The sequence below is a fragment of the Pseudomonas sp. FW300-N2F2 genome (genome assembly GCF_017351655.1).
GTDB classification, from domain to species: Bacteria; Pseudomonadota; Gammaproteobacteria; order Pseudomonadales; family Pseudomonadaceae; genus Aquipseudomonas; species Aquipseudomonas fluorescens_AA.
This window is the reverse complement of sequence record NZ_JACNDQ010000004.1, coordinates 540293-556624: the sequence shown is the minus strand read 5'-3', so window position 1 is coordinate 556624 and position 16332 is coordinate 540293. Positions and strand designations below refer to the sequence as shown.

Below are 16332 nucleotides of genomic sequence, written 5' to 3'. Positions count from 1 at the left end.
ATTCCTGTCTGGATGAAGTTATTGCGCCCAACGCAACTGCGTGGGCAAGGGTGAAACGGGTTCGGGGTCCGGCGGTTGGCCGGGCAAGGACAGCACACGGTTGAGGACTTCGGTTTCCAGGCTCGCCAGGCGATGAGAGCCGCGAGCCCGTGGACGCGGCAGGTCGATGGCCAGGTCGAGGCCGATCTGACCGTCCTCGATCAGGATCACCCGATCGGCAATCGCCACCGCTTCGCTGACGTCGTGGGTCACCAGCAACACCGTGAAGCCGTGCTGCCGCCAGAGGTTTTCGATCAGTTGCTGCATCTCGATACGGGTCAGGGCGTCCAGCGCTCCCAAGGGTTCGTCGAGCAGCAACAGCCGGGGCTTATGAATCAATGCGCGGGCCAGGGCCACCCGTTGCTTCTGGCCGCCGGACAGCGCCGCCGGCCACTCATGGGCGCGGTCGGCCAAGCCCACCGCTTCCAGTGCCTGCAACGCTTGCGGGCGCCAATTGCCCTTGAGGCCGAGGCCGACGTTATCGATGATTTTTTTCCAGGGTAGCAAACGTGCCTCCTGGAACATCAGCCGCGTGTCTTCCCGTGCATCGTTCAACGACGCCGAACCGGCCAACAGCTGTCCACCGGTGGGCTGATCGAGGCCAGCCAATAAACGCAGCAAGGTACTTTTGCCACAGCCACTGCGACCGACCACGGCCACGAACTGACCGGCCGGAATATGCAGATCGATATCGCGCAAGACCTGGCGCGTGCCGAAGGTTTTTTGCAGCTTGCGCACCGCCAGCGGGATGCCACGCAGCAGATGCGGAGGTTGTTGGGCGGTCATGCCACACCTCCCTTGTTCACTTGGTACGCCGGGTGCCAGCGCAGCCAGACCCGCTCAAGCCCGCGAGCGGCCAGGTCGGCCAATTTGCCCAGCACGGCGTACAGGAGAATCGCCAGCACCACCACATCGGTCTGCAGGAACTCCCGGGCATTCATCGCCAAGTAACCGATGCCGGAGCTGGCCGAGATGGTTTCCGCCACGATCAGCGTCAGCCACATGAAACCCAGGGCAAAGCGCACGCCCACCAGGATCGAAGGCAAGGCCCCCGGCAGGATCACCTGGCGAAACAGGCTGAAGCCGGACAAGCCGTAGCTGCGGGACATCTCCACCAGCGCCGGGTCGACGTTGCGAATCCCGTGGTAGGTGTTGAGGTAGATGGGAAACAAAGTGCCCAGGGCCACCAGGAAAATCTTCGCCGACTCGTCGATGCCGAACCACAGGATCACCAGCGGAATCAGCGCCAGGTGCGGGACGTTCCTGACCATTTGCACGGAGCTGTCCAGCAGGCGTTCGCCCCATTTCGACAACCCGGTGATGAAGCCCAGGGTCAGGCCGATGCCGCCGCCGATCAGGAAACCGACCGCTGCGCGCCAACCGCTGATCGCCAGGTGCGTCCAGATTTCGCCGCTGCGCACCAGGTTGACCCCGGCTTCGATCACCGCCACCGGTGCCGGCAGGATCCGCGTGGACAACCAGCCAGCCGATACCGACAGTTGCCAGACCGCCAGCAACAGCAGCGGCACCGCCCAGGGCGCAAGGTTGTGGATGATTTTCTTCATGGCCGCCTCAGCTCTGGGACGCGGCTTTGGGCAGGATGTCGTTGGCGACCATTTCGCCGAACGGGCTCACATAACCCTGGCTTTTCGGCAGCTCAGGGCGCTCCACGTCCAGGTGCGGGAACAGCAGTTCCGCCACGCGATAGGATTCTTCCAGGTGTGGATAACCGGAGAAGATAAAGGTGTCGATGCCCAGGTCAGCGTACTCCTTGACCCGCGCCGCCACGGTCGGGCCATCGCCCACCAGCGCCGTACCGGCACCGCCGCGAACCAGACCGACACCGGCCCAGAGGTTGGGGCTGACTTCCAGCTTGTCGCGACGGCCACCGTGCAGGGCGGCCATGCGTTGTTGGCCCACCGAATCGAAGCGCGCCAGGGAGGCCTGGGCACGGGCGATGGTGTCATCGTCCAGGTGGGAGATCAGCCGGTCGGCCGCCTGCCAGGCTTCAGCGTTGGTTTCCCGCACGATCACATGCAGGCGAATACCGAAGCGCACGGTACGGCCCAGCTTCGCCGCCTTGGCCCGTACCTGGGCGATTTTTTCCGCCACGGCCGCGGGCGGCTCGCCCCAGGTCAGCACCATTTCCACTTGCTCGGCCGCCAGGTCCTGAGCGGCTTCCGACGAGCCGCCGAAATACAGCGGCGGACGCGGTTGCTGGATCGGCGGATAGAGCAGCTTGGCGCCCTTCACACTGATGTGCTCGCCGTCGTAGTCCACGGTCTCGCCTTCCAGCACCCGGCGCCAGATGCGGGTGAACTCCACTGAGGCCTGGTAGCGTTGCTCGTGGTCGAGGAACAGGCCATCGCCGGCCAGTTCGTCCGGGTCACCGCCGGTCACCAGGTTGAACAACGCCCGCCCGCCGGACAACCGGTCGAGGGTCGCGGCCTGACGCGCCGCCACCGTCGGGGAAATGATCCCGGGGCGCAGGGCCACGAGGAATTTCAGGCGCTGGGTCACGGGAATCAACGAAGCGGCCACCAGCCAGGAGTCCTCGCAGGAACGCCCGGTGGGGATCAGCACGCCGCCGAAACCCAGTCGATCCGCCGCCTGGGCGACCTGCTGCAGGTAACCGTGATCGACGGCGCGGGCGCCTTCGGCAGTGCCAAGGTAATGGCCGTCGCCGTGGGTAGGCAGGAACCAGAAGATATTGAGGCTCATGGAGTGGTCTCCTAAAGGAATCGAATTACTGCGCGTTCGCGACGGCCGCTGGCGGCGTCCAGATCACGTCCTTGATGCTCAAGGGCTTGGGAATCAATTTGAGCTGGTAGAAGCTGTCGGCGATTTTCTGTTGTGCCGCCACCACTTCCGGCGTGAGGAACAGCGCCCCGTAGCCTTGGCGCTTCACCGACGTCAGGGTGATGTCCGCCGGCAGGCCCAGCAGCGGCGAGACCTGCTTGGTCACGTCTTCAGGGTTGGCCTTGGACCACTCGCCGACTGCGCGCACTTCCTCCACAAGGGTCGTGATGACCTGCGGGTGCTTCTGCGCATAGGGTTTGGTGGCGAGGTAGAACTGGTGGTTATCGACGATGCCTTTGCCGTCACGCAGGGTGCGTGCCTGCAACTGTTGTTCGGCGGCAGCCTGGTACGGGTCCCAGATCACCCAGGCGTCCACGCTGCCCCGCTCGAACGCGGCACGAGCATCGGCCGGCGGCAGGAACACGGTCTGGATATCGGAATACTTGAGGCCGGCGTCTTCCAGCGCCCGCACCAGCAGGTAGTGGACGTTGGAGCCTTTGTTCAGCGCGACTTTCTTGCCCTTCAGGTCTTGCACCGACTGGATGGCCGAGCCCTTGGGCACGAGGATGGCTTCGCTGGTGGGTGCCGGTGGTTCGTAGGCGACATAGAGCAGATCGGCGCCCGCGGCCTGGGCAAACACCGGCGGGGTTTCACCGGTCACGCCAAAGTCGATGGAACCGACGTTCAAGCCTTCCAGCAGCTGCGGGCCGCCGGGGAACTCGGTCCATTGCACGTCCACGCCTTGGGCGGCGAGGCGTTTCTCCAACGAGCCCTTGGCCTTGAGCAGCACCAGGGTGCCGTATTTCTGATAACCGATCCGCAAGGTCTCGGCTTGAGCTTGAGCGATGACGCCGAGGGACACAGCCGCAGCAAACAGAGCGACCAGCCCGCGACGCAAAATGACAGTGCGCATGGCGCCTCTCCTTTTTGCTGTGGGGTTTTGGCTGCACCTGCTGAGCCGTTGGCGGCTGAGTAAGGTGAGTTGAATCAGGGTGTTCGGGGTTCAAATGCTCCAGCGAGCACTCAGCAAACGTTCGTTCAATACATTGGGGTCCAGTGGCCTGGGCCGACGGGCCATGGCACTGAAAAACTGTTCCAGCGCCTCGTCCAGACGCTGCTGCAGGGCCGGCGTCAATTGCGCCTGGGCGCTGCCCTCGCCGTAAGCGATCTGGCTGTCTTCGGCAAAGATCCCGTGGAGCATTTCCTGGGCCTTGAGCGCCGACAACACCGGCTTGAGGGCGTAGTCCACCGCCAGCATGTGAGCGATGCTGCCGCCGGTTGCCATCGGCAACACCACTTTATGGGCCAGGGCGCGCTCAGGCAGCAGGTCCAGCACAGTCTTCAGCGCGCCGGAAAAAGACGCCTTGTACACCGGCGTGGCGATCAACAGGCCATCAGCGTTTTCGATCTGCTGGAGCAGGTCGACCACCTTCGGGCTGTCGAAACGGGCATGGAGCAGATCTTCGGCCGGGAAGTCGCGTACCTGATAACTCACCACTTCCACACCTTGCTGCTGCAACCAGCGTTGCGAACGTTCCAGCAGCACCCCTGAGCGGGAGCGTTGGCTGGGACTGCCACCGAGTGAGACGACCAACATGCCTACCCTTCCTTAACTGTCACGTGCGATTCGCGGCGGGCGATCTCGCTGCATGGGTCAAACCATAACAGGGGATTCATATATCTTTAAATCATATTTATTCATTTGGTTATGCAATATAGATATATTCAATATCCTTTCCTTGGCGCAATAAAAAAAGGCCGTCGAAACGGCCAAAACCCTTGGTGCACAGAAAGACCAACCTGTGGGAGCGAGCTTGCTCGCGATGGTGTCGGATCTGCCAGCGTCGATGTCGGCTGATACACCGCTATCGCGAGCAAGCTCGCTCCCACAGGTTCGGATCAGGTGCTGCGTCAGCGATTGGGTTGCGGGGTGAGGCGCAGGTAGGGCTTCACGGCGCGGTAACCCTTGGGAAAGCGCTGCTTGAGTTCCTCTTCATCCTTGAGCGACGGCACGATCACCACTTCATCACCGTCCTGCCAGTTGGCCGGGGTGGCGACTTTGTAGTTGTCGGTCAACTGCAGGGAATCGATCACCCGCAGGATCTCGTTGAAATTGCGCCCGGTGCTGGCCGGATAGGTGATGGTCAGGCGAATCTTCTTGTTCGGGTCGATCACGAACAGTGAGCGCACGGTCAAGGTGTCGCTGGCGTTGGGGTGGATCAGGTCGTACAGGTCCGACACCTTGCGGTCGGCATCGGCCAGGATCGGAAAATTGACCACGGCGTTCTGGGTCTCGTTGATGTCCTCGATCCACTTGTGGTGCGAGTCCACCGGGTCCACCGAAAGGGCAATGGCCTTGACCCCGCGCTGGGCGAACTCGTCCTTGAGCTTGGCGGTGAGGCCCAACTCGGTGGTGCATACCGGTGTGAAGTCCGCCGGGTGGGAAAACAGCACACCCCAGCTATCGCCGAGCCATTCATGGAAGCGAATCTTGCCGGCGCTGGAATCCTGTTCGAAGTCGGGGGCGATGTCGCCAAGTCTGAGGCTCATGGTGCGGCTCCTGGATGAGGTTGTCGTGAGCTCAACTTTGCACCGATTTCGATTGATTTAAAAAGAATAAATATCCATTTATCTAGATCATTAGTGAATATAAAAAACTGTTCACTGGCGCCATTCCACCTACCGGCCCAAGATCGGCATCGAGGTTCGAGAAGGCCTCGAGTTGCTGAAAGAGGAGAAGTTTCGAGGAAGGCTACAGGGGTGGGCCCGACTCGAAAAACGTAAAGCCCCGCCCGGCGTGATGCCGGGCGGGGCTTTTTTTGTTTTGTACCCACACTACGGAAATTATTGACGCGATTTCAGGACGAGCGGCTAGGATAGGCAACATGAACACTCAAGCCTTGTTGACTCATCTGCAAAACCAACTCCCTGGTCTGCTGGCGGTTTACCTCTTTGGTAGCCATGCACAGGGCACCGCCGGGCCTGACAGTGATGTCGATTTGGCTGTGCTCTTGTCCGGCGAGGTTGACCCTGTGTCGTTATGGCAGCTTTCAGGGGATTTGGCGGATATCGCTGGCAGTCCGGTGGATCTGATTGACCTACGTGCGGCAACCACCGTCATGCAATATCAGATCGTGACCCGAGGCCAGAGACTCTGGGCCAGAGACGTACAGGCCGGGTTGTTCGAGTGTTTTATTCTCAGCGAAAAGACCGCTCTCGACGAGGCTAGGGCAAGCTTGCTCGAAGATATTTACAAGGAAGGCGTCGTGTATGACCGATGACGTACTGATCAACAAAGCAGCGAGTATCGAGCGTTGCGTCGCCAGGGTGCGGGAGGATACGAGAAGGATCCCGCTACCTTCGCGACTGATTTCACTCGCCAGGATTCGGCCATCCTGATAACGACTCCTGACCCAAAAACGTAAAGCCCCGCCCGGCGTGTGCCGGGCGGGGCTTTTTTTCGTCAGGTGAGCGCGTTGCTTACAGCAGCGGGATCGAGTAGCTGACGATCAGGCGGTTTTCATCCTGGTCGCGCTGACCTGGGATGTCGTTGCGCCAGGTAGCGTTTTTCCACATCACGCCAACGTTCTTCAGCGCACCTTCCGGTACGACGTAGCCAACAGTGATGTCACGTTCCCACTCGGTCTTGTCACCGGTGGCGTGGTCGATGTTGTCGCCGCGCAGGTAGATGACGCCAGCGGTCAAGCCAGGAACGCCGAGCTTGGCGAAGTCGTACGAGTAGCGACCCTGCCAGGTACGTTCACCGGCACGGGCGAACTTGGCGATTTGCATGTCGGTGGTCAGGTAAGCCGACGAACCGTCGCCCTGGTTCAGCCAAGGGAAATCGCTGTCGCCGTTGCTCGCCTGGTAACCACCACCAAAGGTGTGACCGGCAACGGTGTACAGGAACAGGCCGCTGTACAGGTTGTTGTCGACCTTGCCCTTGGTGACGCTGCCGCCATAGTAGCCAGTGGTGTAGTAGGTGGAGTCATGACCATTGGCGCCGTCGCTGCGGCTGTTGAAATAACGCAGGTCGGACTTCAGTACACCCGGGCCGATGGCCCAGTTGTGGATCAGGCCCAGGAAGTGTTGCTTGTAGAAGTCTTCCAGGTTGCCGTAGTAGTACTGGGCAGTCAGGTCCTTGGTGATTTTGTAGTCACCGCCACCGTAGATGAACTTGTTGCTGTCGCGACCGCTGGCGGTACGACCGTTCGCACCGGCAATGGACAACTCCTCGTTGTTGCTGGAGTTACGACCCTTGGCGTGCTCGATCTGGCCGCCGACGAGCGTCAGGTCCTTGATCTCGTTCGAGGTGATCTGGCCACCTTGGAAGGTTTGCGGCAGCAGACGACCATCGTTGGTCACGATGACCGGCAGTTTTGGCTGCAGGGTGCCCAGCTTCAGCTCGGTCTGGGAGATCTTCGCCTTGGCGGTCAGGCCCAGGCTGGAGAAGTTATCCACCGCTTCGCCGTTGGACTTGCTCGGGAAGACCGTGCCGCCGTAGCTGTTATTGGAGGCGCCGTTGGTACCGCCGCCCGAATCCAGCCTGATACCCAGCAGGCCGATGGCATCGATACCGAAGCCGACGGTGCCTTGGGTGTAGCCGGAAGTGAAGCGCAGGTCGAAACCTTGGCCCCATTCTTCAGACTTGTTCGTTGTAGCAGCCGAATCACGGTTATCCGTGTTGATGTAGAAGTTACGCAGACCCAAGGTAGCCTTGCTGTCTTCGATAAAACCGGCGGCGCCTGCCTGCTGCGCCAAAACCCCAACGGCCACAGCCAGGGCCAAGGTGGACTTGTTCATGCTTCGCTCCTCTCGTTTTCTAATTCTTGTGTGTCTTTGGTTCCGGATCGAACGCCCGGAATCCGCGGATGCGCGATTAGCGCCAGACCGTGACTAACAAGTCAATCGTAACCATTTGTGACTACGACCATGGTCTAACCCTGCGACACCGGCCCGCAGGATAATGGATTCTCTATAAATCCAAAAAGAATTGTTTCGTTAGTTTTCAGCTCGTTTCGACATATGGTTGCCATCGAAGTGTCATCAAGCCGTGACAAGGCTTATCGGCGACGTTGAGGATTACTGAATGGTGTTTTATCGGGCTTTTGCGAGGGCCGCACATCCTGCGGCGAAATAGGCTCCGGCGCCTCCCATGGCTTCGATCATAATCACGACGGCTCGCGCACGGTGCGATCTTGAGCGTTCCAGACTAGCTGCTCATTGTCTGAAATCAAGATCGCGGTCGCGCAAGGATTCAGGACAGCTCTACAGGGCTTTTTCGAATATCTTCGAATTGCGCTGATAGTTGTAGAGCGACGCCCGCGCTGCCGGCAGACGGTCGACGCTGCTGGGCTCGAAACCGCGTTCGCGGAACCAGTGGGCGGTCCGGGTCGTCAGTACGAACAGCGTCTTGAGCCCTTGGGCCCGAGCCCGGGTTTCGATTCGCTCCAGCAGTTCATCGCCCCGGCCACCGTGGCGGTATTCCGGGTTCACCGCCAGGCAGGCCAGCTCCCCGGCATCCGAGTCGGCGATCTGGTACAGCGCCGCGCAGGCGATGATCATGCCTTCGCGCTCGACCACGCTGAACTGTTCGATCTCGCGTTCCAGCACTTCACGGGAGCGACGCACCAGAATCCCCTGCTCTTCCAGCGGGCTGATCAGGTCCAGCAGGCCGCCAACATCTTCGATGGCCGCTTCGCGCACCACTTCGAATTGCTCCTGGGCCACCAGCGTACCGCTGCCATCGCGGGTGAACAGTTCAGCCAACAGCGCGCCATCCTCGGCATAGCTGACGATATGGCTGCGTGCGACGCCGCCACGACAGGCCTGGGCCGCCGCATCCAGCAGTTCGGCTTGATAGTCGCTGCCCAGGCGTTGCATGTGGCCCGGGACCTGTTGCGGGCGCAATTCCCGAACCAGCCGTCCATCCTCGCCGATAAGCCCTTGCTCGGCGCCGAACAGCAACAGCTTGTCGGCCGCCAGGTCGATGGCCGCACGGGTGGCGACGTCTTCACAGGCCAGGTTGAAGATCTCCCCAGTGGGCGAATAACCCAACGGCGATAGCAACACGATGGAGCGCTCGTCCAGCAGGCGGTTGATGCCCTTGCGATCGACCCGGCGCACTTCACCAGTGTGGTGATAATCCACGCCTTCGAGCACGCCGATGGGACGCGCGGTGACCAGGTTGCCGCTGGCGACCCGCAGCCGCGAGCCCTGCATGGGTGAGGAGGCCATGTCCATGGACAGGCGTGCCTCGATGGCGATGCGCAACTGGCCGACCGCGTCGATCACGCACTCCAGGGTCGCCGCATCGGTGATGCGCATGCCGTGGTGGTAATGGGGCGTCAGGCCCCGTGCCGCGAGGCGGGTCTCGATCTGCGGGCGCGAACCATGGACCAGCACCAGGCGCACGCCGAGGCTGTGCAGCAGCACCAGGTCATGGACGATGTTGCCGAAATTGGGGTGTTCCACCCCGTCGCCGGGCAGCATGACGATGAAGGTGCAATCGCGGTGGGCGTTGATGTAGGGCGAAGCGTGACGAAGCCAATTGACGTATTCGGGCATGAACCTGGACCTGTAATAAATAACAGCCAAAAAAAGACGAAACAGAACGCACAACGGGCTGGTGGTTATCGTCGGAACAGGCTTGGCGACACGCGCGCTCTCCTCATGTGATGAATACGGGCCCGCAAGGGCGCAATTTAACCGGCCGTGGCCGGCGTCAGGCAGTAATGGCCGATCAACTGCCGCAACAGCTGTACGGTAGGTTGCAAACGTGACATTTCAAGGTACTCGCCCGGTTGGTGGGCACAGGCGATATCGCCAGGACCGAGCACCAGGGTTTCACAGCCAAGGCGCTGAAGATAAGGCGCTTCGGTGCCGAACGCCACTGCTTCGGCGCGATGGCCGGTCAGTCGTTCGGCCACGCGGACCAACTCGGCGTCCTCGGCCTGCTCGAACGGTGGCACTTCGGGGAACAGCGGCGCATAGTCGATCTTGACCTGGTGTCGCTCGGCAATCGGCTCGAGCTTCTGCCGGATCGCCGCCCGCAGCACTTGCGGGTCCATGCCCGGTAACGGGCGCAGGTCGAATTCCATGGAGCATTGGCCGCAGATCCGGTTGGGATTGTCGCCACCGTGGATGCAACCGAAGTTCAGGGTCGGTTGTGGCACGCTGAACTGCGGATTACGGAATTCACGCTGCCATTGCAGGCGCAGGCCACGCAATTCGCCCATGGCATCGTGCATGGCTTCCAGGGCGCTGTGGCCCAGGCTTGGGTCGGAGGAATGGCCGCTGCGCCCGAGAATATCGATGCGTTCCATCATCACGCCTTTGTGCAGGCGAATCGGTCGCAGGCCGGTCGGCTCGCCGATCACCGCCGCGCGCCCCAACGGTCGGCCGGCATCGGCCAGGGCCCGGGCGCCGGCCATGGAGCTTTCTTCGTCACAGGTCGCGAGGATCAGCAGCGGTTGCTTGAACGGTTGGTCCAGCAGCGGCTTGACCGCTTCGATGGCCAAGGCGAAAAAACCCTTCATGTCGCAACTGCCCAGGCCCACCCAACGGCCATCGACCTCGGTGAGCTTCAATGGATCGGTCTGCCATAACGCACCGTCGAACGGCACCGTGTCGCTGTGGCCCGCCAACACCAGGCCGCCGGGGCCACTGCCGAAACTGGCCAGCAAATTGAATTTGCCGGGGCTGACCTGCTGGACATCGCAGGAGAACCCCAGCTCGGTGAGCCAGCCTGCCAGCAGCTCGATCACGGCACTGTTGGACTGGTCGAGCCCAGGTTGGGTACAGCTGACCGAAGGCGTGGCGATCAGGGCAGCGAATTGATCTTTCATGGACGGCAAAGGCATCGCTGACTCCAGGCTTACAGATTGACGTCCATCATAGAACCATCCGGCGCAAGGAATAAACCGTCGCGGCGCGTAGGATGAGCGAGTCCTGTACACTGCACGGCCTTGGCAGCCACACCTTCCCCCGGCTGCGCACCCGATCCCTGGATTTTCCGGCCATGCAGAAAGAAACCGAAATCAAACTCCGCGTCAGCCGCGAGACCCTGACAGCCTTGCGCGAGCATCCGCTGCTGAAAAAACGCAACAAGAGTGGCTGGGAACGCCACGAATTGATGAACCAGTATTTCGACACGCCAGAGCGCGACCTGGCCCGGGCCAAGGTCGCCCTGCGCCTGCGGCGCGACGGTGAAGAGGTGATCCAGACCCTCAAGACCCGTGGCCAGAGTGTCGCCGGCCTGTCCGAACGCAATGAGTACGACTGGCACCTGCCCAAGGCCAAGCTCGACCTGAAGAAGCTCGACGGCGAGTGCTGGCCCGAGGCCCTGGCCGAACTGGACAAAAAAACCCTCAAGGCCATCTTCACCACCGATTTCGTCCGCGAACGCGCTGAAATCGCCTGGGGCCGTGGCAAAAGCAAGGTGGTCATCGAAGCCGCCCTGGACCTGGGCCACGTCGTGGTGGGCAAGCAGAAGGAAGAAATCTGCGAATTGGAGCTGGAATTGCGCGAAGGCGAGCCCGCCGCTCTGCTGGAACTGGCCGCCGAGCTGGCCGCGACCCTGCCCTTGATGCCCTGCGACATCAGCAAGGCCGAGCGTGGCTATCGCCTGCATGACGCGGGCAGCTATGCCTTGAGCCTGCCGGCCCCGCAGTTGACCGCCGAAACGCCGCTGGATGACGCCTTCGCCGCGCTGAGCTGGCATTTGCTCGGCAGCAGCCAGCGCCTGGCCGAACAATACCGTTTCAACGGCCACTGGCGCCTGCTGCAGGACTGGGTGGAAAACCTCGCCGAACTGCGTGCCCTGCTCAGCAGCCTCGGCCAGGCCGCGCCACGCCAATCGACCCACGACCTGCGCCTGGCCCTGGACGCGTTGCTGGAAGACTGGCGTCCGCTGGTCCAGGCTGGCCTGGACGACGAAGACGTGCGCAAGGCCGCGCCGGAACAGTTCCTTGAAGAGCTGCAAGACCCGCGCTGGGGCCTGTTCTCCCTCAACACTTCACGCTGGCTGCTGGCCCGCAGCTGGGCCGCCGAGCGCAACACCCGTGGCAATCGCCAGGGCGCGGCGCAACTGGGCAGCTGGCTGCCGCGTCTGCTGGGGGAAGAATCCTCGTCCCTGCAATTGCAACGCTATCAGCAACAGCCGGAAGACCTCGCCGAGCAACTGCCGCGTATCGAACGCATCCAGGCCTGGCTGCACCACGCCCGTCATGTGCTGGAGATCCCGGAAATGGATCGCCTTTATGGCGAGCTGAACAAGCTGGCGCAACTGGCCAACCAACCCATCACCGACGAAACGCTGGATGCGCGCAAGCAGCAGGCGATTGCGGTGTACCAGAATCGGGCTTGGAAGACTTTGCTGCGCCTGTGATGCCGCCATCGCGAGCAAGCTCGCTCCCACAGGGGTTCAGCGTTGTAACCACATCTAGTGGCCGCTGAAGATCAACTGTGGGAGCGAGCTTGCTCGCGATGGGGCCAGCATATCCTCCACAGAACTCAGCGCACTACCGGCAAACTCGTCGTCGACTTGATCTCCGACAGCGCCACGATCGAATTCACTTCCTGGATCCCCGGCACCATCGACAGCTTTTCGAAAAAGAATCGCTCATACGCCTCGATGTCCGCCGTGACGATGCGCAGCAGAAAATCCACCGACCCCATCAACACATAACACTCCAGCACTTCGGGGAAGCCGCGAATCGCCTCGGTGAACTCGGTGAAGTTCGAACGGCCATGGGCGTTGAGTTTCACTTCGGCGAAGATCTGCGTGTTCAGGCCGATTTTCTTGCGATCCAGCAACGTCACCTGAGCACGGATGATGCCCTCCTCCTTCATCCGCTGGATCCGCCGCCAGCACGGCGATTGAGACAAGCCGACCTGCTCGGCGATTTGCGCACTGGACAACGAGGCATCCTCTTGCAACAGCGCCAGTATCCGGCGGTCGTAGCCATCCAGCTCACTTTGCATAAAAAAACCCACAATGAATGATTTGGAGAATCAAGCGATTCGAAAAATCGCCATAACCACTCATCTTAGATAAGAAATACCCCGCGACACATGTAAATATTTCTCCCGCCCCCAGGAGACCACCCATGCCCCCACTCGAAGCCGTTGCCACAACCACGACCCGCGCGGACGTCTGGCACGCCGCCAATGCCCATTGCCGAGTGCAGTACCAGATGCTGGCCGAGGCCGAGCCGGATCTGCTGTGCCGGGCGTTGAACCTGTTTGCCTTGCAGGGCCTGACGCCACGGCACGTGCGCGTCGAGCGCCTCGACGATCTGCTGTCGCTGGACATCGGCCTGGATGGGCTGAGTTGGCACCGAGCCCAGGTGATCGCTGAAAAACTACGTAACCTGATCGGCATGTGCTCGGTGGACCTGCAAAGCGCTGAATTTACGAGGGTTGAGCCGACCCAGGCGGCCGGCTGAGCGCCCCACGGGCAAGACCTGGTAACGCATTGGTCGGGTAGTGGCCCAACGGACCACAGGGTCGGGACTATTCTTTTGCAGACCGAGCGAGGACGCCGAAGCGTCTGTATCGCGGCTTTGCTGCAATTGTCCAATAGGAACCCGCATGTCCACCAAACACGCCACTCAGGACCGCTGGCTGGACCTCAATGATCTGCTGCGCCAACTGGTCACCCAGGGCTTCATCAGCCAGGATTCAGCCGAAACCGCGCTCAACGCCCGCCGACGCCACAGCGCCAATAGCCAGCTGCATCCGCTGGAGTTCATTGCCAACCAACACCTGGACGACCTCAGTCGACCCGGCAAGCGCCTGGACCTGGAGAACCTGACCCTGTGGTTGTCCCAGCAGGCCGGCCAACCCTACATGCGCATCGACCCGCTGAAAATCAACGTAGCGGCCGTGACGCCCTTGATGTCCTATGCCTTTGCCCAGCGCCACAAGATCCTCGCAGTAGCCGTCGATCGTGACGCCGTCACCGTTGCCAGCGCACAACCCTACGTCAGCAGCTGGGAAGCCGACCTGACCCACGTGCTCAAGCTGCCGATCAAGCGGGTGGTCGCCAACCCGGTGGATATCCAGCGCTTGAGCGTGGAGTTCTATCGCCTGGCCAAATCGGTCAGCGGCGCCACCACGACCGACCAGCAACCGAGCAACCTGAGCAATTTCGAACAGTTGCTCAACCTGGGGGCCAGTGACCAGGAACCGGACGCCAACGACGCTCACATCGTCAATATCGTCGACTGGCTGTTCCAATACGCATTCCAACAGCGGGCCAGCGATATCCACATCGAACCGCGCCGCGAGCAGGGCACCGTAAGGTTTCGCATCGACGGGGTGCTGCACACCGTCTATCAATTCCCGCCGCAGGTCACGATGGCGATCGTCAGCCGCCTCAAGAGCCTGGGGCGGATGAACGTCGCGGAAAAACGCAAACCCCAGGACGGCCGGGTCAAGACCAAGACCCCGGACGGCGGCGAAGTGGAATTGCGCCTGTCGACCTTGCCCACGGCGTTCGGCGAAAAAATGGTCATGCGGATCTTCGACCCGGAAGTGCTGCTCAAGGATTTCGACCAGCTCGGTTTCTCCGCCGATGACCTGCGCCGCTGGCAGGACATGACCCGCCAGCCCAATGGCATCATCCTGGTGACCGGGCCTACCGGTTCCGGCAAGACCACCACCCTCTACACCACGCTCAAGAAACTGGCGACGCCGGAAGTGAACCTCTGCACCATTGAGGACCCGATTGAAATGGTCGAGGCGTCCTTCAACCAGATGCAGGTCCAGCACAACATCGACCTGACCTTCGCCGCCGGGGTACGGGCACTGATGCGGCAAGACCCGGACATCATCATGATCGGTGAGATCCGTGACCTGGAAACCGCTGAAATGGCGATCCAGGCGGCGCTGACCGGGCACCTGGTGCTGTCGACGCTGCACACCAACGACGCGCCGAGCGCCATCAGCCGCCTGCTGGAGCTGGGTGTGCCCCATTACCTGATCAAGGCCACCGTGCTCGGGGTCATGGCCCAACGGCTGGTGCGCACCCTGTGCCCGCAATGCAAGGCCCCGCTGGCCCTGGACGAAGACGACTGGCAGACCCTGACGCGGCCCTGGCAGGCACCGTTGCCGAGCAATGCCCAACAGGCCGTCGGCTGCCTGGAATGCCGCGACACCGGTTACCGCGGCCGCGCCGGTGTCTACGAAATCATGCAACTGACCGACAGCATCAAGGCCTTGATCCACCCCGACACCGACCTGCTGGCGGTGCGCCGCCAGGCCTTCAAGGAAGGCATGCGCAGCCTGAGGCTGTCGGGGGCGCAAAAGGTGGCGGCGGGCTTGACCACCGTTGAGGAAGTCCTGCGCGTGACACCGCAGAGCGAACAGAAGTAGCTGTGACGAAAGGCTGTGGGAGCAAGGCTTGCCCGCGATGAAAATGACGCGGCCTCCCGGGGAGGCAAGGCGCCTGCATCGCGAGCAAGCTTTGCTCCCACAGAGTTTGCTCCCACAGAGTGAGGATAATGGCCGCTTGCCCTACACTCAGGGCTCGCAGGTCCATCTCAACTCGCACAGGGAACCGTCATGCAGATCGGTAGCGTACTTTTACTTTTCATCGGCCTGGTGGTCGCCATTCTCTTCATGGGCTTCAAGGTCGTGCCCCAGGGCTACCAATGGACTGTCGAGCGGTTCGGCCGCTACACCAACACCCTCAAGCCGGGCCTGAACATCATCATCCCGGTGATGGATCGCATCGGGCGCAAGATCAATGTCATGGAAAGCGTGCTGGACATCCCGCCCCAGGAAGTCATCACCGCCGACAACGCCACGGTACAGATCGACGCCGTGTGCTTCTTCCAGGTAGTCAATACGGCCCAGGCGGCCTACGAGGTCAACAACCTCGAACACGCCATCCGCAACCTGCTGCAAACCAATATCCGCACCGTGCTGGGGTCCATGGAGCTGGACGCGATGCTGAGCCAGCGCGACGGCATCAACGAAAAATTGCTGCGCACCGTCGATGAAGCCACGGCGCCGTGGGGCATCAAGATCACCCGGATCGAAATCAAGGACATCAGCCCCCCGGCCGACCTGATGGCCGCCATGTCGGGGCAAATGAAAGCCGAACGTATCAAGCGTGCCCAGATCCTCGAAGCCGAGGGCCTGCGCGCATCGGCGATTCTCACCGCCGAAGGCAAGAAGCAGGCGCAGATCCTCGAGGCCGAGGGCAGCCGCCAGGCGGCGTTCCTGGAATCCGAGGCCCGCGAGCGCCAGGCGCAAGCCGAAGCGTTGGCCACCCAGGTGGTGTCCCAGGCCATTGCCGACGGTAACGTCCAGGCCGTGAACTACTTCGTCGCGCAGAAATACATCGATGCACTGGGCAAACTGGCGTCGGCCAACAACAGCAAGGTGATCCTGATGCCGCTGGAAGCCAGCCAGGTCATCGGTGCGGTCGGTGGCATCGGCGAGATCGTCAGGGCCACCTTCGACAGCAAGAAAGCCTGAGGCGCG

15 protein-coding genes and 1 pseudogene are annotated in these 16332 nt (G+C 61.6%); 6 read left to right on the top strand and 10 right to left on the bottom strand.

Translation table 11 applies throughout. The features are described 5' to 3' along the window. Positions 1–18: 18 nt before the first annotated feature. From ssuB to J4E63_RS29130, 6 genes are all read right to left on the bottom strand, one after another. On the bottom strand, positions 19–825 hold the full coding sequence (ssuB, locus tag J4E63_RS29155) for an aliphatic sulfonates ABC transporter ATP-binding protein (protein WP_207284055.1): 807 nt from the start codon (positions 823–825) through the stop codon (positions 19–21). Then, entirely contained in the window at positions 822–1604 is a 783-nt protein-coding gene (gene ssuC / locus J4E63_RS29150; RefSeq protein WP_060740151.1) for an aliphatic sulfonate ABC transporter permease SsuC, read from the bottom strand. The genes ssuB and ssuC overlap by 4 nt, the downstream gene beginning before the upstream one ends. A 7-nt stretch (positions 1605–1611) precedes the next feature. Continuing rightward, positions 1612–2760 carry an FMNH2-dependent alkanesulfonate monooxygenase gene (gene ssuD / locus J4E63_RS29145; RefSeq protein WP_060740150.1) on the bottom strand — a complete coding sequence of 383 codons (1149 nt, stop codon included), beginning with the start codon at positions 2758–2760 and terminating at the stop codon, positions 1612–1614. 25 nt (positions 2761–2785) lie between these two features. Next, entirely contained in the window at positions 2786–3751 is a 966-nt protein-coding gene (locus J4E63_RS29140; RefSeq protein WP_060740149.1) for a sulfonate ABC transporter substrate-binding protein, read from the bottom strand. 90 nt (positions 3752–3841) lie between these two features. Further along, entirely contained in the window at positions 3842–4435 is a 594-nt protein-coding gene (gene ssuE, locus J4E63_RS29135) for an NADPH-dependent FMN reductase (protein ID WP_092203163.1), read from the bottom strand. 314 nt (positions 4436–4749) lie between these two features. Continuing rightward, positions 4750–5388, bottom strand: a complete 639-nt coding sequence (locus J4E63_RS29130) for a peroxiredoxin (protein WP_024617266.1) — start codon at positions 5386–5388, stop codon at positions 4750–4752. A gap of 335 nt (positions 5389–5723) precedes the next feature. Here J4E63_RS29130 and J4E63_RS29125 point away from each other — a divergent pair, with 335 nt between their 5' ends. Together J4E63_RS29125 and J4E63_RS31035 are read left to right on the top strand one after the other, a co-directional pair. Next, complete coding sequence (locus J4E63_RS29125) at positions 5724–6119, top strand: type VII toxin-antitoxin system MntA family adenylyltransferase antitoxin (RefSeq protein WP_192262610.1); 396 nt, start codon at positions 5724–5726, stop codon at positions 6117–6119. Continuing rightward, positions 6109–6236: pseudogene (locus J4E63_RS31035) on the top strand (toxin-antitoxin antitoxin component); the annotation flags it as partial. The gene J4E63_RS29125 and the pseudogene J4E63_RS31035, both read left to right, overlap by 11 nt. Before the next feature lie 82 nt (positions 6237–6318). Here J4E63_RS31035 and J4E63_RS29120 read toward each other — a convergent pair. The 3 genes from J4E63_RS29120 to argE all read right to left on the bottom strand — a co-directional run bounded on the left by J4E63_RS29120 (position 6319) and on the right by argE (position 10700). Next, positions 6319–7641 carry an OprD family porin gene (locus J4E63_RS29120; protein ID WP_063323888.1) on the bottom strand — a complete coding sequence of 441 codons (1323 nt, stop codon included), beginning with the start codon at positions 7639–7641 and terminating at the stop codon, positions 6319–6321. Between the two features lie 465 nt (positions 7642–8106). Then, positions 8107–9405 carry an amino-acid N-acetyltransferase gene (gene argA / locus J4E63_RS29115; protein ID WP_053126389.1) on the bottom strand — a complete coding sequence of 433 codons (1299 nt, stop codon included), beginning with the start codon at positions 9403–9405 and terminating at the stop codon, positions 8107–8109. Between the two features lie 137 nt (positions 9406–9542). Next, the gene (gene argE / locus J4E63_RS29110) at positions 9543–10700 is read right to left on the bottom strand and encodes an acetylornithine deacetylase (protein WP_092254415.1); all 1158 of its coding nucleotides are present in this window, start codon (positions 10698–10700) and stop codon (positions 9543–9545) included. A 158-nt stretch (positions 10701–10858) separates the two neighbouring features. On the opposite strand from argE, the gene J4E63_RS29105 reads away from it, so the two are divergent. Then, positions 10859–12226, top strand: a complete 1368-nt coding sequence (locus J4E63_RS29105) for an inorganic triphosphatase (RefSeq protein ID WP_207284207.1) — start codon at positions 10859–10861, stop codon at positions 12224–12226. 125 nt (positions 12227–12351) lie between these two features. Here J4E63_RS29105 and J4E63_RS29100 read toward each other — a convergent pair whose 3' ends face one another. Further along, entirely contained in the window at positions 12352–12822 is a 471-nt protein-coding gene (locus J4E63_RS29100; protein WP_207284054.1) for an Lrp/AsnC family transcriptional regulator, read from the bottom strand. A gap of 125 nt (positions 12823–12947) precedes the next feature. On the opposite strand from J4E63_RS29100, the gene J4E63_RS29095 reads away from it, so the two are divergent. The 3 genes from J4E63_RS29095 (at position 12948) to J4E63_RS29085 (ending at position 16326) form a co-directional block, all read left to right on the top strand. After that, the gene (locus J4E63_RS29095; protein ID WP_060740145.1) at positions 12948–13286 is read left to right on the top strand and encodes a hypothetical protein; all 339 of its coding nucleotides are present in this window, start codon (positions 12948–12950) and stop codon (positions 13284–13286) included. Between the two features lie 145 nt (positions 13287–13431). Beyond that, a complete protein-coding gene (locus J4E63_RS29090; RefSeq protein ID WP_060740144.1) occupies positions 13432–15216 on the top strand; it encodes a GspE/PulE family protein in 1785 nt (594 codons plus the stop codon). 189 nt (positions 15217–15405) lie between these two features. After that, positions 15406–16326 (top strand): SPFH domain-containing protein, encoded by a 921-nt coding sequence (locus J4E63_RS29085; RefSeq protein ID WP_014340768.1) that lies wholly within the window; start codon positions 15406–15408, stop codon positions 16324–16326. The last annotated feature ends 6 nt before the right edge of the window (positions 16327–16332 follow it).